Below are 19565 nucleotides of genomic sequence, written 5' to 3'. Positions count from 1 at the left end.
CTCTCCAAAAAAGCTATTTCACTTCTTCAGTAGAAGTTGATATCTTGCTCATGATTTCATGATTCTTTTTGGAACTCTTGCGAGTCCCTCTCATTGGCTGTCCTTGTTGTTTAGTTTTCAAAGACCATAGATTATCTTGCCACTTTACTTTGGCAGGAACTGTATTTTAACATTACAATTCAGTGATGTCAATACTAGAATAACTTGTTCCTGATTTCATCAGCTTAAGCGTGTTTGCGCTTGGCGTTTTGTTGTGTGGCACTTAGATATATTAACATTTGATTTTTGTCTTGTCAACAGCTTTTTTAACGATTGTTGTTGTTCTTTGTTAAAAGGAAATATTTTCTATCGCTAATCAGCTATACCTTGCTGTTTTAGGACGTAAATACAACTATTATCATAAATAATAGTTGCTTTGCAAGCATAAGTAATGGAACTGCAGAAAAATCCACAGTTCCATAATTTAGTGATTTGAGTATGCGCAAATTAATCTCTCATTCGCCAGACCTAATTAAACCGTATCACTTGAATTTAATAAGATAATAATTTTTCTTTCCCCGCCGTACAACAAGATACTGGCCACCCAAGCGCTCTAATTGAGGCACGGATGTTTCCAGGTCGGAACAGCGCAAGTCATTAATGTAGATCGCCCCATTCTCGATCGCCTCCCTGGCCTGGCGCTTCGAAGTGACCACGCCTGCTTGCACCAATAAGTCAACAAACCCAATCTCAGGGCTGTCCAGCGTGGCAGAGGGTACATCGCTAAATCCTTCTTCAATCTCCGACGCAGAAAGATCCTTTAATCCTCCTCCGAAGAGAGCGCCGGTTATTTTTTCAGCCCGTTCAAGCGCTTTTTGTCCATGAACCAGTTTGGTAACCTCCGTAGCCAATGCCCGCTGAGCTTTCCTCTTCTCAGGTTCTTTTTCAACTCCTTCAGCTAAAACAGCAATTTCTGCGATGGACATAAACGTGAAATATTTCAGGAATTTAACAACGTCACGATCATCCGTATTGAGCCAAAACTGATAGAATTTATACGGAGAGGTCTTTTGAGAATCTAACCAAACCGCTCCGCTTTCTGTTTTCCCAAATTTCACACCATCACTTTTGGTAACGAGAGGTATTGTCAAACCATGTACTTCTTTTGCCTGGTCAACAGAGGTACGGCGAATCAACTCGATCCCTGCCGTAATATTTCCCCATTGGTCACTTCCGCCTACTTGCATTTCGCAGCCATACAGTTCATTAAGTTTCATAAAGTCATAGGATTGCAGAATCATATAACTGAATTCCGTGTAGGATATTCCTTTGCTCATCCTTGTCTCAACAGAATCCTTAGCCAACATAGCACCCAAGGGGAAATTCTTACCAACATCCCGCAAAAATTCTATGACCTGAAGAGATCCTAACCAATCGTAATTGTTAGCTATTATTGCGGGATTTTCCTCTCTTTCAAAATCCAAAAAATGACTAAGCTGATTTTTAATCTTCCCAGCCCACTGCTCCACAATCTCTTTAGGATTAAGTACTCTCTCGGAGACTTTACCGCTTGGGTCCCCGATCAAGCCAGTTCCTCCGCCAACCAAAGCAATAGGCTTATGTCCAGCCAATTGAAAGCGCTTCAGAATCAAAATAGGCAGCAAGCTCCCTATGTGCAGACTATCAGCGGTAGGGTCAAATCCACAATATAAGGTGATAGGACCGGAATCCAGACGTTTGCGAAGAGCTTGCTCGTCTGTATGCTGATAAATAAGGCCTCGGTCTTTTAAATCCTGAAATAAATCCATAGCGAATACCTCCATATACTTTTAATCGTAGCTATTTGAGGATAAAGAAGACTTGATTCAGGCGGAGTTTTAACTCCATCTGAACCTTAGTCGCACTTATCCAGGGACTTAGCCGCTCTTAACTCACCGCTTGCCGAAGCGGGAGTCTTAGAGCAGATTAGTCGGATAAATGTCGCGGCGGTGTATAACGGAACTTGTTATTAATTATTCCTATAGAACTTCTTCTAAGGTGAGCTTAAATTAATAAATCCCTCAACTTAAAGTTGAGGGACGAAAAAACACTTCCGCGGTACCACCCACATTAATGCCTGTTCTTTGGTTTAATACAGGCATCCAGCTCTATAGCGTTAACGGCGCCACACCGAGAGCTTTTAACTCTAGTCTTGAGGCGTAACCCTTAGCTTCCGGATCGGTTTGCACCCGGCACCGACTCTCTTGACCTTCCGCTAAGCTCCTTCTCAATCATACCATTCTCATTATGAATATATGTTATGTTATTTAGTATTATACCCTGTCTCCGCTCTGCCCGCAACCGGTCAAAATTCGCTGTTTACCTTCAAGGCAGAATAAGGATTTTCTTAGAATTGCAGAAGTGTGGTATAATTCAAGGAATTATACCACACAGCACAAGCCTCATATTTATTAGAGGAGGTTCAAGTATGCCATCATCCCGAAAATCTACGAGGCCGCGTCGTAAACGGTCATCGAAGCTTCGCATCGTTAGCTTGTCCATTGTGAGTCTCATTATCTTAGCGGTCATCGGCGGAGGAATCTTTGTGGGTATCGCTGCGGCGCAAACCCCCAAATGGGATCCCAGCTCTTTAAGCGATCAACAGCAAACTTCCTATGTCTATGACAAGAACAACATACAAATTGCTCAATTACATGGAGTTGTTAACCGTCAGGTTGTAGAATCCGCGCAGATTCCCGACCTGGTTAAAAAGACCTTCGTGGCGGTTGAAGACAAACGTTTCTATCAGCATTTCGGAATTGATCCTATTCGAATCATTGGCTCTGCACTCAATGACCTGCGCTCAGGAAGTGCCAAAGAAGGTGCCAGCACCATCACTGTTCAGCTTGCCAGAAATGCCTTCATTGAAGATCCTACCGCCAAAACACTAACCCGTAAAATTCAGGAAGCGGTCCTGGCCTTGCAGCTCGAACACGAATACACGAAAGATGAGATTCTTACATTTTACCTCAACAAAATTTTCTTAGGTGAATCATCCTTTGGCATTCAGGCAGCAGCCAAAACATATTTCGGTGAAGATCTTAAGGATCTTACACCGGACCAAATAGCGCTCCTGGCAGGATTACCCCAAGCCCCGAGCCAATACAACCCTTACGTACATCCTGATGCGGCTAAAAATCGCCGCAACATCGTCCTCGGAGTCATGAAAGATGCCGGGCTTATCACAGCCAGCCAGTACAATCAGTATAAAGATGCTCCCTTTACTTATGTGGATACCATGAAGAATCAACTGGGCGGAGCTCAAAAAACAACGGTATCCGCGGCCAGCTACAAATATCCTTATTTTGTCGATTATGTTGTGGAAGAATTGGAGACAGCTTATAACTTAACTCCAGATCAAATTTATAGTGGCGGCTTAAAGATTTACACAACGATTGACACAAAAATTCAGAGCGCTGCCGAAGATGCCTTTGCCGACCCCTCTAATTTTCCCAAAGGAATCGACAAGACGGAAATCCAAGGCGCTATGACAGTAATTGATCCAACCTCCGGCGGAATTCTGGCGATGGTCGGAGGGCGGGAATACACGACACGCGGGTTAAACCGAGCCTGGCAGTCGAAGCGGCAACCCGGATCGACGATCAAGCCTCTAGTCGTTTATGGGCCCGCCATCGAGAAAGGCGGGTATTTCCCCGGAACTGTACTCGACGATATGCCGGTAAGTTACAATGGAGGAAATGGCCAGGTCTGGGCGCCCACCGATTTTGATACCATCGACAAAGGGTGGAAGGGTTTAATTACGATGCGTTATGCCCTGGAAGACTCGGTCAATGTCTATGCCGTTAAACTATTAAATCTCATCGGGATAGATTACGGCTGGAAATTTGGCAAAGACAATTTAGGCCTCCCCTTGGAAGACAAAGACCGCGTTTTAAGCCTGGCGCTGGGTACTCCGGAAGTCTCAACCTTAGATATGGCTTCAGCCTACGGCGTTTACGCCAACAACGGTGTCAGTGTGACAACCCATGCCATCGTTAAAGTTAACGATTCCAAAGACAACCCGCTTATTACACCGAAAATCTTAAAAAACCGTGTTATGAAGGAAACAACCGCCTATATCATAAACAACATGCTGCGAAGCGTAGTCACCGACGGTACGGCTTACAGCGCTCAGATCGGCAACTGGGCTATTGCCGGCAAGACCGGAACCACATCCTTAGACCCCGTGAAATATGGCAATAAATCCGGCAATCCTGACGCCTGGTTTGCCGGATATACCCCCAATATCACCGGAATCGTCTGGATGGGGTACGACTCCGACCCGGACGGGCAACATTATTTGCGGAATGTTTATGGCGGCAGTTACCCGGCTCAAATTTGGAAAAAGGTCATGACTGTCGCTCTTCAGGAACTCCCTGTTCAAACAGAGTTTAAAGAGCCTGCCGGCATTGTAAGCGGAAACTTTGATACAAAATCCGGGCTCCTCCCAAGCAGCCTGACTCCCTCGGCATTTATTTCCACTGAAATCGCGGCTCAAGGGGATCTTCCCACTCGTGTCAGCGACGTTTGGGTGCAGAAGGATGTCGACGCTGACCATCCGAACATGTTGGCAAACAGCAAAACCAAAAACGTCATCACGAAAACCTTCTTAAATTTACCGAATCGCGACCCCTCTTGGACCTGGCCACCCAGTGAAGCTCCGTACAAGCCGCCAACCGAATTGGCGCCTGAGCCTTCAACTGAGCCTGATTCGAACAGCCAAGCTCCCCCGGACACCAATAACTCTCAAGTGGACCCTACTCTTCCCACGCCAACCCTCGGTCATGTGACTTATGATCCAAAAACCTACACCGCCGTTATCCCTATGACGGTCCCAGCTGACAATATCCACGACTCAACGGTTTTTTACTTGCAGCGTTCCGGCCAGGCCACTGTGGAAAGCTTTGCAATTAATGCTTCCAACTCCAAAACAACGTCCATTTCTATCTCCCTCGCCGAAAACGGCAAGCCTCCCATTCCCGGGGATTATGTCTTCTCTGCGGCTTTCCAAAACCGCAACGGCTCAGGAGTCGGGCCGCCTTCAGGAAGTGTTAAATTGACGATAACAGATTGACTTTCCGTTTCAAGTTTTAAAAAACAGGGCACAGTTTGATTCCATTTAAAATTACCCGTGCTCCAAAACTAAGTTGCTGAAGGTTATGTAACCTTCAGCAACTCCAAAATAAAAAGGGTGTAACATACTTCAAACGTTGTTACACCCTTTTTTGCTATTTTAATTCAACAACCGTGACCCCGCTGTCTCCCTCTCCGTACTCTCCAAGTCTAAAACTCCGGACATGCGGATGCCCTCTGAGAAAATCCTGAATTCCCGCTCTCATGGCACCTGTTCCTTTGCCGTGAATCACATAGATCAACCCGACTCCACCCAGAACGGCGTCATCCAGATATTTGTCCAGCACTTCCGTTCCTTCTTCAACCAGCATGCCCCGCAGGTCAATTTCACTTCTAATTTCCTCTGCTTTTTGCAAACCCAGATTCGCTTTCCGGGAAGCTTTCGGCGGCGTCATCTTCTCTTCCCGAGCCAATTTTAATTCCGCCAGCGGCACCATTACTTTCATAATCCCTGCTTGTACGAGAACTTCACCATTGGCATTGGGCAGTTTCAGAATTTGCCCTTTCTGTTTCAGTTTCGTCATCTGTACCGTCTGTCCCAGCTTAAGCTGGTCCATTGTTAATCCCCCGCCGCTCTGTTGAAGCGATCGGCTTTTTTCGAGTTTAGCAGAGATTTTGTGGAATCCCTGGCGGGCCTTTTCAATATCTTGTTGTTGTTTGTTCTCTTTTTTAAGCGCTTCTTTAAGCTCGGCAATGATAGCATCCGCTTCACGTTTGGCCGCCCGCACAAGCTCATTGGCCTCTTCTTTTGCTAAAGACATTATAAGTTCGTAATCTTCATCCAAACGCTGCGACTTTTCCTCCAAAGCCTTTGTTTGCTGTTCTACAGCCTGGCGCCCGGATTCCGCCTTTTGTTTTTCCAGCTCGATTTCCCGATGAGTTTCTCCCAGATTCTCAATCAGATCGGCAACCTGCATTTCCCGTTCTGTCACAAAGGTATTAGCCCGCTCAAGGACTTGCTCGCTTAGCCCCAATCTTCCGGCGATTGTAAAAGCGTTGCTCTTGCCGGGAATACCGATCAATAAGCGGTACGTGGGGCGCAACGTCTCCGTATCAAATTCCACGGAGGCATTTTTCACACGCGGCGTTTCGTAGGCAAAAGTTTTTAAGGCTCCATAATGCGTCGTGGAGACTGTCCGGCACCCCCGTGCATGCAATTCCGCAAGAATGCCCATAGCCAGTGCCGCTCCCTCCGTCGGATCTGTCCCTGCCCCCACTTCGTCGAGCAAAACTAAAGAACGCTCATCGGACCTTTCAATGATTTCCACAATATTTTTCATATGACCGGAAAAGGTGCTAAGAGACTGCTCAACACTTTGCTCATCTCCGATGTCCGCAAAAATCTGGGTAAAGACTCCCATACGCGAATCACTTTCCGCAGGAATATGCAAACCTGACTGTGTCATGGCCGCCATTAAACCAATAACCTTTAAAGCCACCGTTTTCCCTCCGGTATTAGGCCCGGTAATAACCAAAGTATCAAACTCGATCCCCAATTCAACGGAAAGCGGAACAACGGTACCTTCAATCAAAGGATGCCTGGCTTGCACAAGTTTTAATTGCTGACCTGAAACCAATTCCGGAGCCCCCGCGTTCATTGCCACACTCAAATGAGCTTTGGCTGCCACGAGATCCAGTTTCGCCAGAGATTCGTGCAACTCGGCAATCGCTTCCGCCCGAGCTTCCACCTGAAAAGAAAGCGTCTGCAGAATACGCTGAACCTCGCGCTGTTCTTTTAAAATGACTTCGCGCAGTTCATTCCCTAAGTAAACGACAGGCGTAGGTTCGATAAACAAAGTTGCTCCGCTCGCCGATTGGTCATGAACAATACCCGGGAAAACTGTGCGATATTCCTGCTTTATTGGAATAACATAACGATCCGAACGCTGTGTGATGATGGGATCTTGCAGCATTTTTTGATAAGCGGGATTGCGCAAAGTCCCTTCCAAGGTCTCACGGATGCGATTTTGCAAACGGTGGATGGCACGCCGCAATTCTGCCAATTCGGAAGAAGCATTGTCCGCAACGCTTCCATCCTCCGCAATACAGCGCGAAATCTCATCTTCCAGACCTTTTTGCGGTTCAATAGCGAGCGTGAGCTCCCAGAGTCTGGGGAAATCTTCTTGGGATTCCTGAAACTGTTGTTTAAGCTTTCGCCCCACCAGCAAGGTTTCCCGTATTTCCAGGAGCTCCTCGCCATGGATTATCCCTCCGCGCAGGCAGCGCTCAAGATAGGGGCGTATCTCTTTGGCGCCACGAACAGAAAAGAGAGGGTTTCCGCGCAAAAGATTTTTTCCTTCATCCGTCTCTTGGAGGCCTAACCGTACAGCCTCCCAATCAACCTTCGGCGTTAACTCCCCGGCCAATTCCTTGGCCCTCGGAAGAAGGCAATATTCGGCCAAGCGTGCCAATACCTTGGGAAAATCCAGTTTGATTAATACTTTATCTTCGATTCCCATAGTTCCTCCTCGTAGTCATAAAAACAATCCCTGATTGTCAGCTCGTATCTCCCTTCCCAGTTGCTCCAAACTTGACGCTGAGATGATACTACTGTCTTAAAAATTATTTATAATACTCCCCGAAAAAAATGCCCTTTCGTAAAGCCTTGGGGAAAGAGAGCACTCAGCTCCGCCATTCCTTCATCCGGAGTCCATAAGGCCCTTTTTCCGAGCTGCAGGCCATCCCATGCCTCCAGAAAAATTCTTACAATCTGACGCACTTGTTCAGGAGATTGGCGCGTTAGCTGCAAGCGAATGTTGGAAACGCCCATACGCTTGATTTGAGGCAATTCTTCGTATAAATTGAGAAGCTTGACATTAAACAAGTGCATCCGGCATTCCAAATCCATTTCGATTGGAAAATCATAACGCAGACGATCTCTTAGATAATGAGGTTCTTTGCGACATATGCCGGCGCAGCGGTCTCCCTGTTTTCCACCCAAGGTCGAACCTACAGGACAATATTCGCTGACCATCATCTCCAGATCTCCAAAAACCAAGTATTCTGTTCTTCCCCATTTTGCTAAAGGAGCTAGTTGTTCATGATGTAATTCGGGGGATAAGGTTACCGCTTGTGCTCCTGTGCGCAATAGCTGGGCAAGCGTGGCTTCATTAAAAACGTTTAAGGAATAATCCGTCTCGAATGGCCATTCACCATCCACAGAACGCATCATTTCAAGTTCTCCGAGATTTGCTATCATAAGTTTAGGTTTATCCGGCCAAAGAGCCGCCTTGCGCAGGTCTGTCAAAAGGCCGGCACTTTGGGCTTCATTTAGAACACGCGGCAGTCTCCAGCTGCAATCAGCTCCTTGCTTCCGGCAAGTTTCAAACCCCGAGCGAATCTCGTCCAATTGGAAACCGTGTCGTGAGCGCCAGTGTTCTCCAGCGATCAACACCCGTTTGGCACCTGACTTTAGAGCTGCCCGGAGGGTTTCGGGATCGCTTACAGCCACAGAGACTTGAGAAATCAGCGGTGCTTTAGAAGCTGAACGCTCTTGCTCCTGCCGCTCCCTCCAGCGAACGACTCTTTGGCGGTAAACAGAACGCTCAACAGTTTGTTGCGTTGCCTCCAGAAGCAATTCTTCCACCGCCAGCCGACGCATTTCATTGAGATCGCTTACCGGCAGCATAAGACCTTCCTCGACATCTAAGTCCAGCCTATCCAGCCAAAAAGGCGTGGTACCCAGCCGTCCCAGCTGCTGATAAGCATAATCCCAGGTTAAGGGCCGTTTCAAGGCTTTTTGAGCCGGATTGGAGGAATTCACCCTAACCTTTCGTTCACCTTCCGCGACTTCCAAAGACATTTTATCACCAATACGACCGCTTAAGGACATCTTCAGAGAACGTTTACGCTGTTCCTTGCCCTCCTGGAAACTTTCACGGGCTTTTTCCATTAATCTGGCATCATTGGTCTTAAATACCCGATCTCCCGGATGAGCTGATCCGCTGAAGTCTATCTCTACAGTTTCCCCGGGCAAACCCTTATTAACCTGATTCTTATCTTTCCGGATTTCACCTGCGGTAACCCCTTCTCTTCCCCGTCCTGTCCACAATTCAATTCCATCTCCGGGATTTAAGACCGCCTCTAATTTGAGGGCTAAGCGACCTGAATCGAAGCGAACCACACGTCCCAAACGCGTCCCCCTATTGTTCGGGCGACTATAGCTCATGAGGTCGGCGCCGGGATTTTCCTGCCAATAGCCCCGTGTAAAATCGCGGTTGAAAATCTGCAATAATTCTTGATGCTCTTCCGGGGTAAGTAACGGAGCTCCCTCGGGCCGACTTTCAATTCGCTCAATCGCCTGCTTGTAAAGCCGGATTACCGTGGCCACGTATTCCGGTCGTTTCATTCGGCCTTCAACTTTCAAAGAGTGAACACCAATACGTTTTAACTCTGTCAAATCTTCGGCTAAATTCAAGTCTTTGGGACTTAGTAAATGTTCGCCTAAACTTTTTCCGGCCAGCAAGTTTTCCTGGTCTTGATTGACAAGCTGGTAGGTCATCCGGCAAGGCTGCGCACAGGTACCACGGTTACCGCTCCGCCCTCCGATAAAGCTTGACATCAAACACTGCCCGGAATAACACACACAAAGAGCACCATGAACAAAGACTTCTAGATCTAACGGTGTGTTTTCAGCCAAAGTTTCTATTTCGGCAGCCGAGGTTTCCCTAGCCAGCACGACCCGAGCAAAGCCGAGGGTTTCCAAATGCTGAACACCCCACGTGGTATTTATAGTCATCTGCGTGCTGGCATGGGTTTCTAATTCCGGCAGAACCGCCTGAATGAGCCCGGCAACCCCTAAATCCTGTAAAATTACGGCATCGACTCTGATCTCATGCAAAGCGTAAAGATAATCCAGCAATTCTCCGAATTCCTGATCTGCGATTAATATATTAACCGTCACATAGACTTTAACTTGCCGTTCATGAGCATAGCGAACTGCCTTGCGCAGCTCGTCTAAATCGAAATTGGCAGCACTGGCCCGGGCACTAAAGCTCTTTCCTCCCAGGTAGACAGCATCGGCACCGTTTTCCACCGCTGCCTTAAAGGCTTCAAAACTCCCTGCAGGCGCCAAAAGCTCCAGGGGGCGTGACTTCTTTTGCTTTAACAAATCCTCTCGAATTTCCATTAACTTATTACGCTCCAACCCTCAATATCTTGTTTATCCGATGACTAATCCGCTCTAAGACTCTCGCTTCTGCAAGCGATGAGTTAAGAGCGGCTAAGTCCCTGGATAAGGGCGACTAAGATTCAGATGGAGTTAAAACTCCACCTGAATCAAGTCTTCTTTATTCCCTCAACATTCTTATTATAATTGTTTACAGTAGAGATGTACAATTTGTAGCTTTAGCAATAGGGCTGGATAAAGGTAAACAATTATTCCCAGCACAAAATAGTTATGAGGTACACCAAGCAGTGCACCTCATTTTTTTATCCGCTGACTAATCCGCTCTAAGACTCCGCTTCTGCAAGCGGTGAGTTAAGAGCGACTAAGTCCCTGGATAAGGGCGACTAAGATTCAGATGAAGTTAAAACTCCACCTGAATCAAGTCTTCTTTATAGCCTTCCAGTTTTAAATTGCCCATTGGGTATTTATGCCCGGATCAGGGTCTCAATTTTACCAGCTCCATATCACTCTGTTTTTTCGCCCAACAGTTGCATTAAGGTTTCTTGCTCTTCCCGCAGTTTAGCAAGGTCGTCTGCCAAATTCAGCGCCGTTAAAATTGCAACTTGGTGAACGCCTAAGCGAGGAAGCCGTTGAGAAATTAAACGCATCTTTTTGTCTACTTCATGGGCCAGACTCTGAATATACGCTGCAGTACCTTCACCGCGAACCACATGCTTTTCTCCAAAAATCTCAACGGCAATTTTGACAGATTCCTGTGTCACAATTTTCCCTCGCTCTCTTCGTGCTACTTTGCTGAATTGCTTTCTATTTTCGCCATTCGGCGTCAAATTCCTGCTGAATTCCCTCTAAAATGCGCGAATTCAAGATATTTACTTCTTCATCGGTCAAAGTGCGTTCCAAGGACTGATACTTCAAGGAAAAAGCAAGACTTTTACGGCCTTCAGGAATAGACTTCCCGGTATAGACATCAAATATTTCCACCTTCTGCAGCAACTCTCCTCCGAGCTTGCGAATCTTAGCCATCACAGCCTCTGCCGAGGTTTCCAAAGGCACTACGACAGCCAGGTCGCGATTAATCGCCGGAAAACGCGGAATAGATTGGGCACGTACGACCGGCCGCTTATGGGTGAACATCCCGGCTACGTCTAATTCGAATAACACTGCCCGCTCCAGTGCCCATTCCTTTTCTTCCGCAGGATGCATCTCTCCCAGGAAACCGATACATTCGTTGCGGAGGTAGACATCCGCTGAACGTCCGGGATGTAAGAGCGGGCGATTGTCAGGCAGCCGATAGTCCAGCTTCAGTCCGAACTCCCGGGCTATCTCTTCCAAAATTCCTTTAACATAATAGAAATCGTAATTTACCGCCGGTTTAAGCCAATGTCTGCCGCTTTTTCCGACAGCTACCCCAGCTACCCGCAGCACCTCACGGGGAAGTTGACGCAAGGGCTTCTCTTCACCCCAATACGTTGTCCCAACCTCAAAAATGCTGACCTCTGTGTTGCGCCGGGCAAGGTTTTTAGAGGCAACTTCCAGAAGTCCGGGCACAAGCGAAGTGCGCATTACGCTGAGCTCTTCCCGCAAGGGGTTAAGCAGGGGAATCGAATGTTCGACACTTCCCCACTTGGCATCCCTCGCCGCACCCGTAAAGGTATAAGTCATGACTTCGTCCATTCCGGATTGAACAAGCACTTTACGCAGCCGGCGGCGAAACTCCTGTTCAGCGGTTCTGCTTCCCTGAGTCTGATCCCCTTGCGGCAAGGTTGTGGGAATACGGTCATATCCTGTCAAGCGGGCAACTTCTTCCATGAGGTCTTCCTCAATCTCCAGATCCGCCCGATACGTGGGAATCTCCACGTCAAAGATTCCCTCTTCTTCCTGATACACGAAATTTAAATCATCTAAAACTCTCCGAATCTCCGAATCCTTTAACTCCACACCTAAGACATCAGCAGTGTGCTGAACCGAAAGCTTAATTTGGCGGCGTGGGGGGAGAGTTTTAAGCTCATCCAGAAAAGCCACCGGACGTCCAGCCCCCAATTCCAGCAACAAATCACAAACGCGGCCTAAAGCAGCAACACAGCCATAAGGGTTGACCCCCTTCTCATAGCGGTTCGAAGCTTCAGACCTGAGTCCTAAGCGGCGGCTTGTTCGCCGAATACTGACCCCGGCGAAATGCGCGGACTCGACCAGCAAACGTTTCGTATCCTCCGTTACCTCACTGTCCAAGCCACCCATGACACCTGCTACTGCCAGGGCTTTATGATCATCGGCGATGAGCAGGGTATCCGCCTGAAGGGCTCGTTCGGCTCCGTCCAGAGTGACAACCTTTTCTCCGGCCTTAGCGCTGCGAACGTGAATGTTTCCTGCGATTTTATCCCGGTCAAAGGCATGCAAAGGCTGCCCCATTTCCAGCATACAGTAGTTGGTTATATCAACAATATTGCTGATCGGACGAACTCCTGCCGCTTTCAGTCTTCGCTGCATCCACTCCGGCGAAGGAGCAATGTGAACATCCTCGACGACCAGGCCCGCATAGCGCCGGCAAAGATCTTCCTCTTCAAGGATAATCTGAAAATCCTCGGCAACGGGCAGTAATAGTTCACTTTCCGCATCGACCCATTTCGGCAAATGAGGTTGCTTTCCGGTAAGCGAAGCAACTTCACGGGCGACATTGACCATTGCCAAACAATCCGGACGATTCGGATAGAGCTCTAAATCCAAAACACTGTCTTCACGTCCTAAATATTTGCCAAAATTCTCCCCGACCGGCGCCCCTGCCGGCAAGATTAAAATGCCTCCCTCACTGCGCTCCAAACCCACGGTTTCATCGAGCAGAAGTTCTTCACGTGAGCACAGCATACCCTGTGAGGCAACTCCTCTCAATTTGGACTTGCGAATGGATAAGTCATTGGGTAGGGTGGCGCCTATCATAGCCACAGGAATTCGGTCCCCAACCAGTAAATTCTGGGCGCCTGTGACGATCGTTACCTCCTCTTGACCTGCGTTGATACCACAAACCCACAGCCTATCCGCGTCAGGATGTTTAGTCAGGGATTTGATTTCCCCAATAACCACCTTTTCAAAGCCTTTATTAAGGTTCTCGACACTCTCTACCTCTATCCCGCCCCGGGTTAAGGTCTCTGCTAATTCTTCTGCGCTTTGCCGGACATCCACCAGTTCACGCAGCCATTCCATACTGACTTTCATGGTCTTTCCCCCTTAAAACTGCTGCAAGAAGCGCAAATCATTGTCAAACAAAAGCCTCATGTCTTCTATACCGAATTTAAGCATGGCAATTCTCTCTACGCCCATGCCGAAAGCAAAACCCGTGACGTCCTTAGGATTGTACCCTCCCATTTCCAATACCTTAGGGTGAACCATCCCTGAGCCTAAGATTTCGATCCATCCTGTTCCCTTACAGAGGCGGCATCCCGCTCCACCACAAAGCATGCAGGAAACATCGACCTCAGCGCTGGGCTCCGTAAACGGGAAAAAACTGGGCCGCAAGCGGATCTCCCGTGTTTCTCCGAACATCTGGCGCGAGAAATTCAAAAGAATTCCTTTCAGATCCGACATGCGAATCCCCCGATCGACTACAAGCCCCTCAACCTGGTGAAACATTGGGGAATGGGTAGCATCGTCATCGTTGCGGTAAACCGTTCCGGGGGCAATGATTTTTACCGGAAGATGGGGGCGCAGCTTTTCCATGGTCCGAATCTGCACAGGCGAAGTCTGAGTACGCAATAATATCTCGTCCGTGATATAAAAAGAGTCCTGCATTTCCCGGGCCGGATGATCTTTCGGTAGGTTAAGGGCTTCGAAATTATAATAATCCGACTCAATTTCCGGTCCCTCAGCAATCTGAAAACCCATGCCTAAAAAAATATCTTCAATCTCCTCGACAACCTGGGTTAAGGGATGGTAATGCCCACGGTCCACCCGACTGCCCGGCAAAGTAATGTCAATCCGCTCCGCAGCCAGACGCTTTTCTAAGGCTATGGCCTCCAGCTCTGCGCCGCGCTCATCCCAAGCCTTTTCTAAACGGCTGCGCATTTCGTTGACCACCTGCCCCATAAGCGGCCGCTCCTCAGGGCTTAAGCTGCCCATTTGACGAAGTAATGCGGTTAACGATCCTTTCTTGCCAAGCACTTTCACTTTAAGTTCCTGGAGCGCTTCCGACTTATCGAGTTCCTGCAATTCACGCAAGGCCTCTTCTCCGATGCGAAGTATTTCTTTCTTCAAGTCAACCATCCTTTCCATATTCTGAACTTCCCGGGCAAGCTGCTGTCTCCGTTAAAACAATGATCCATCATCTAAGATCCTGCTAAGCACCCAGCTCACTGGACCAAGTCCCAACCGCCTGATTAAATGTAAAAAACGCTCAATCCCTAAAAGGGACGAGCGTCATTCTCTCGCGGTACCACCCTGATTTGGCTCTTTCTGCCACACTTGTGCTCCTGATAACGGTGGAAGCCGGGCCTGCCTACAAATCAGAAGGCCACTCCCGGGCGAACTTTAACCTCTTATTAAGAGGAGGATGCTTTCTTAGCAGGCTTACAGTCAAGGGCCTGCCTCCCTGTAAAGAAGGACTCCTTTTAACCCGATCATCGCATTGTTTAAAGGAAAATTTAATTTATTAATATAATCCATGTAATTATAGCATAGCACCCTGGCGGATTACAAGAAATCCCTCTGCCTCACTGTTTCATAGAGCAGGATGCCCGCAGCAATGGCCACATTGAGCGATTCCACCTCACGCGCCATAGGAACCGTGACTCTTTGAACATCGGCGTTGCGAAACGTCACTGAAGGTCCGTTCCCTTCATTCCCCACGACTAAAGCTACGGGGCCTTTGGAGAAATCTGTGCGATAAAGCAGCTGCCCTTCCGTATCTCCCGTAAATACTCGCAGCCCTTGTTCCTGACAAAAAAGCATAACATCCGCCGGAGATACCCCCGTGAGGAGAACTAAAGAAAAGAGTGCCCCCATAGTACTGCGCAAAACCTTGGGATTATACACGTCGACCGTCCCCGAGGTCAAACAGACGTGACGAACTCCGGCTGCCAGGGCAGTGCGAAGAATTGTGCCTAAATTGCCCGGATCTTGAATTCCGTCTAAAATCAATAATACAGATCCTCTGTCGATATGGACATCAGCCCAAGTATGCTTTATTTGGCGCACAACGGCTAAAATTCCTTGCGGTTCCTCCGTTGCACTCATTTTGCGCAAAACCCGCTCGTCCGCTTCTGCAAAGGGAATATTGCGCTTTTTTAGCTCTGCAAGCAAGGATTGCCAGCCAGTTTGTTCTCGTTTTAAGTTCAGGTATACTTTCTCGATCGGAGCATTTCTGAGAACAGCATCTTCAACGAACCGCCGTCCTTCAATAACGTACAATCGAGTCTCTTCCCGCACTTTGCGCCGCTGCAAAGAAGCAACAAATTTGACCTGTTCATTATGTACGGATTCGAGCACATGATCACCTCCCTGAGGCAATGATGGAAAATAAAGAGCTGCCTAGTCGCATGGTGCCGGCAAAAAGCAGGTAAACAAAATTATACTTTCTGCCTGTCTGTATAAAAAGAGGATGCCCTTGCATCCTCTTAACCTTCGCTAATTAGCCGTTAATTTGAACCTTGGCGACATTTGTAATCTCGGTAAACGCCGCGGCATCGCTGATCGCCAGTTCTGCCAACATTTTACGGTTAACTGTGACGCCGGCTTTCTTCAAGCCATTCATCAGCCGACTGTAAGAAATACCATTCATACGAGCGGCTGCATTAATTCTGGCAATCCAAAGCTTACGGAAGTTTGCTTTCTTGTCTTTTCTATGGGCATAAGAATAGGCTAAGGCTTTTAAAACTTGTTCATTCGCAGGACGGAAAAGCTTGCTTTTTGCTCCGCGATAACCCTTCGCCAATTTTAATATCTTTTTATGTCGCTGATGCTTAGTTATGCCTTTTTTTACACGGGCCATCCCAAAAACCTCCTTTTAACTGCAACGTTATAGATAAGCGATCAAATTCTTAATTCGTTTAACATCAGATTTGTTCATAACCACTGATTGGCGTAAGCTCCGCTTTCTCTTCGGCGACTTTTTCTCCAAAATGTGGCTCGTAAAACCATGCATGCGGACAACTTTACCTGTTCCGGTTTTCTTGAAGCGCTTAGCCGCGCCACGGTGAGTTTTCATTTTAGGCATTTGAGTATCCCCCTCTCGGTATTAGTCATGTTTAACAGAAGCTAAAATCATAATCATATTGCGCCCCTCAAGTTTCGGTTCGCGCTCTATGCTAGACTCTGCTTTGCAAAATTCGGCAAGCCTCAGGCAAAGCGTTTTTCCAAGCTCGGGGTGGGTAACTTCCCGCCCGCGAAACATGATAGTAACCTTCACCTTATCTCCTTCGGTCAAAAACCGCTGGGCGTTACGGGCTTTGGTCTCAAAGTCATGGTCCTCAATATTGGGACGCAATTTAACTTCTTTAATTTCCATGCTCTTTTGCTTTTTGCGAGCCTCTTTATCTCGCTTCGCTTGCTCGTACTTGTACTTGCCATAATCCATCAGTTTACAGACCGGCGGCTTGGCCGTCGGCGCGATCTCCACGAGATCTAAAGACTTCTCGACTGCTAGGCTCAAGGCATCCCGAACCGCCATAATTCCAAGTTGTTCTCCTTCTTCCCCAACAAGACGGACATCCCTAACCCGGATTTCGTCATTGAGTCTTAAGTCCTTGCTAATAAGAAACCACCCCCATTTAAATCTCGGCACAAAATTAAAAAGACGGATGAATACCACCCGTCTTCTAAACAATCATGAGCGCATATTTAGCCCAGGACCAGAAGATACCTTGACGACTTATGCCGTAAGGTGAGAAGCGGATGGCTTCTACTTGACATCGAATATTTTATATCAACTCACAAACTTTGTCAACTTGCTAAAGATATTAAACAATAATATTGTCAATTTCCTAAAGATATCACACACTAATATTCATTAAACATCAACAGCTTGGTTAGATTCCTGCTCCTCAATAAATTATTCAGCAATAGAGGGACAGGTACACTGCTTAAATCATAGCGGCAGAGTACCTGGCTTTCTTTTATTAACCGCGGACGTTCAACAGTTTCTTGCTTTTAATATCAGCTTGGATAAGATTAATGAACTCAGCCACCGTCATTTTTTCCCCGGCATCTCCTTGACCATAGCGGCGTACCGCCACCGTGTCAGACTCAGCTTCCTGATCTCCGACAACTAAAGTATAAGGAATTTTCTCAGTTTGAGCCTCCCGGATTTTATAGCCGATTTTTTCCTTGCGCTCGTCTGTCTCAACTCGTATATCTAATTCATTGAGACGCGAAACCAACACTCTGGCGTATTCCTGATGCCGCTCGCTAATAGGTAGAATACGGACCTGAATAGGCGCCAGCCAGACCGGAAAAGCTCCGGCATAATGTTCTGTCAGGAGGGCAATGAATCGTTCAATGCTTCCATAAATTACGCGGTGAATCATGACCGGCCGGTGCTTCTGTCCATCTTCTCCAATATAGGTCAAATCAAATTTCTCCGGCATTTGGAAATCAAGTTGGATAGTCCCGCATTGCCAGGTTCGATCGAGGCAATCCTTGACGTGAAAATCGATCTTAGGTCCGTAAAAAGCTCCGTCACCTTCATTTATCTTATACTCTAAGCCTCTTTCCTCAAGCGCCTCTTGGAGGGCCCGAGTCGCGGTTTCCCAATCTTCATCAGAACCCATGGAATCTTCGGGGCGAGTAGACAGCTCCACGTGATATTCAAAACCGAACACTTTGTAGAAGGTATCCACCAGCTCCATAACTCCAAGAAGCTCTTCTTTAATTTGAGACGGAAGCATAAAGATATGCGCATCATCCTGAGTAAAGTTTCTGACCCGCAGCAGACCATGAAGGGCTCCCGAAAGTTCATGGCGATGAACAAGTCCCAGTTCTCCGACTCGCAGAGGCAAATCCCGATAGCTGCGCAATTTGGTTCTGTACATAATCATACCGCCCGGGCAATTCATCGGCTTAACGGCATAATCCTGTTCGTCAATCTTGGTGAAATACATATTTTCCTTGTAGTGATCCCAGTGTCCCGATTGTTCCCACATAGAGCGATTGAGGATAATAGGAGTCTTAATTTCCTGATAACCTCGTTTGCGATGTTCCTGACGCCAGAAATCCTCAAGGGCATTGCGCAAAACCATTCCTTTGGGATGGAAGAAAGGGAACCCTGGGCCTTCATCATGAAGACTGAAAAGATCAAGCTCCAGACCCAGCTTGCGATGATCACGACGTTTCGCTTCCTCCAATTTGAACAGATAGTCCTCAAGATCTGCCGCTTTAGCAAAAACCGTACCGTAAATACGCTGCAGCATTTTATTTTTTTCATTGCCTCGCCAGTAAGCACCTGCCAAGCTCATTAATTTAAAGGCCTTAATAATCGACGTCGAAGGAATATGCGGACCCGCACAAAGGTCCGTAAAACTGCCCTGAGTATACATAGAAATCGTGGCATCTTCAGGCAGCCCTTCGATAAGTTCGACTTTATACCCTTCGCCGCGCTCTCCAAAATAATTTAAGGCCTCAGAGCGGGAAATTTCCTTACGTTCATAGGTGTAACTTTCCTTAGCGAGTCTGCTCATTTCCTTCTCAATTTTCTCCAAATCCTCCGGGGTAAAAACGTGCTCAGAATCAAAATCATAATAAAATCCCTTAGCAATCGCCGGCCCTATACCAAACTTTGTCCCAGGAAACAAGTTTTCAACCGCCTGAGCCATTAAATGGGACGTTGAATGCCGGAGGACCTCCAGTCCTTCCTCACTGTCAAGGGTCACAATCTCCACTGCCGCATTTTCCGTAAGCGGATAAGAAAGATCTTTCAGCTTGTCATTCACTTTACCTGCAACAGCCGCTTTTGCTAAGCCGCGTGAAATGGAAGCAGCCAAACCAGCCAGCGTCGTCCCTTTTTCAACTTCGCGAATTGAACCATCTTTTAATGTCACTTGAACCATTTTTATCACTCCCAACAAATTTTGTAACGTAAAAAACCCTCGTCCCGGCAAAGGGACGAGAGTCTGCTCCCGTGGTTCCACCCAATTGAAAAGATTAAACCTTTTCACTCGATTCCCTTAACGCGGGAAACGACAAAGCTTACTTAATTTCAGCTTTGTACTCAAGGGTGGTCTTCTCCTGAACCTTCGTGAAGAATGCTTACAGCCAAGGCATTCCTTCTCTTGCACTCAAGAACAAGGTACTCTCCCTCTCAACG

At 47.4% G+C, this 19565-nt stretch carries 12 protein-coding genes and 2 other annotated features (1 of these 14 cut by a window edge); of the genes, 1 reads left to right on the top strand and 11 read right to left on the bottom strand.

Annotated features, from left to right (window positions below; all coding sequences use genetic code 11):
* Positions 1-521: 521 nt before the first annotated feature.
* Entirely contained in the window at positions 522-1787 is a 1266-nt protein-coding gene (tyrS, locus tag REC12_RS00675) for a tyrosine--tRNA ligase (protein ID WP_308891601.1), read from the bottom strand.
* 659 nt (positions 1788-2446) lie between these two features.
* On the opposite strand from tyrS, the gene REC12_RS00670 reads away from it, so the two are divergent.
* A complete protein-coding gene (locus REC12_RS00670; protein ID WP_308891599.1) occupies positions 2447-5092 on the top strand; it encodes a transglycosylase domain-containing protein in 2646 nt (881 codons plus the stop codon).
* A gap of 154 nt (positions 5093-5246) precedes the next feature.
* On the opposite strand, the gene REC12_RS00665 is transcribed toward REC12_RS00670, so the two are convergent.
* The 10 genes from REC12_RS00665 to thrS all read right to left on the bottom strand — a co-directional run bounded on the left by REC12_RS00665 (position 5247) and on the right by thrS (position 19308).
* Positions 5247-7610 carry an endonuclease MutS2 gene (locus REC12_RS00665; RefSeq protein ID WP_308891597.1) on the bottom strand — a complete coding sequence of 788 codons (2364 nt, stop codon included), beginning with the start codon at positions 7608-7610 and terminating at the stop codon, positions 5247-5249.
* Between the two features lie 107 nt (positions 7611-7717).
* The gene (locus tag REC12_RS00660) at positions 7718-10279 is read right to left on the bottom strand and encodes a U32 family peptidase (RefSeq protein WP_308891595.1); all 2562 of its coding nucleotides are present in this window, start codon (positions 10277-10279) and stop codon (positions 7718-7720) included.
* Between the two features lie 503 nt (positions 10280-10782).
* Positions 10783-11040 carry a cell division protein ZapA gene (locus tag REC12_RS00655; RefSeq protein ID WP_308891592.1) on the bottom strand — a complete coding sequence of 86 codons (258 nt, stop codon included), beginning with the start codon at positions 11038-11040 and terminating at the stop codon, positions 10783-10785.
* 43 nt (positions 11041-11083) lie between these two features.
* Positions 11084-13489: a phenylalanine--tRNA ligase subunit beta gene (gene pheT, locus REC12_RS00650; RefSeq protein WP_308891590.1), complete on the bottom strand. Its 2406-nt coding sequence runs from the start codon at positions 13487-13489 to the stop codon at positions 11084-11086.
* Positions 13490-13501: 12 nt separating this feature from the next.
* Positions 13502-14524, bottom strand: coding sequence for a phenylalanine--tRNA ligase subunit alpha (pheS, locus tag REC12_RS00645; RefSeq protein ID WP_308891608.1), 1023 nt, complete (start codon positions 14522-14524; stop codon positions 13502-13504).
* Positions 14525-14959: 435 nt separating this feature from the next.
* A complete protein-coding gene (locus REC12_RS00640) occupies positions 14960-15754 on the bottom strand; it encodes a TrmH family RNA methyltransferase (RefSeq protein WP_308891588.1) in 795 nt (264 codons plus the stop codon).
* Between the two features lie 142 nt (positions 15755-15896).
* Positions 15897-16256: a 50S ribosomal protein L20 gene (gene rplT / locus REC12_RS00635; protein ID WP_308891586.1), complete on the bottom strand. Its 360-nt coding sequence runs from the start codon at positions 16254-16256 to the stop codon at positions 15897-15899.
* 27 nt (positions 16257-16283) lie between these two features.
* The gene (gene rpmI / locus REC12_RS00630) at positions 16284-16481 is read right to left on the bottom strand and encodes a 50S ribosomal protein L35 (protein ID WP_308891584.1); all 198 of its coding nucleotides are present in this window, start codon (positions 16479-16481) and stop codon (positions 16284-16286) included.
* A gap of 21 nt (positions 16482-16502) precedes the next feature.
* Positions 16503-17018, bottom strand: a complete 516-nt coding sequence (gene infC, locus REC12_RS00625; protein ID WP_308891606.1) for a translation initiation factor IF-3 — start codon at positions 17016-17018, stop codon at positions 16503-16505.
* Between the two features lie 28 nt (positions 17019-17046).
* Positions 17047-17177: a sequence feature (ribosomal protein L20 leader region), on the bottom strand.
* A 205-nt stretch (positions 17178-17382) separates the two neighbouring features.
* Positions 17383-19308, bottom strand: coding sequence for a threonine--tRNA ligase (gene thrS, locus REC12_RS00620; RefSeq protein WP_308891581.1), 1926 nt, complete (start codon positions 19306-19308; stop codon positions 17383-17385).
* Between the two features lie 48 nt (positions 19309-19356).
* Positions 19357-19565: a binding site (T-box leader), on the bottom strand (it continues 7 nt past the right edge of the window).

The sequence above is a fragment of the Candidatus Desulfosporosinus nitrosoreducens genome (genome assembly GCF_030954495.1).
GTDB classification, from domain to species: domain Bacteria; phylum Bacillota; class Desulfitobacteriia; order Desulfitobacteriales; family Desulfitobacteriaceae; genus Desulfosporosinus; species Desulfosporosinus nitrosoreducens.
Note: the sequence above shows the minus strand (reverse complement) of the source record. Positions and strands in the feature narration are given on the sequence as shown.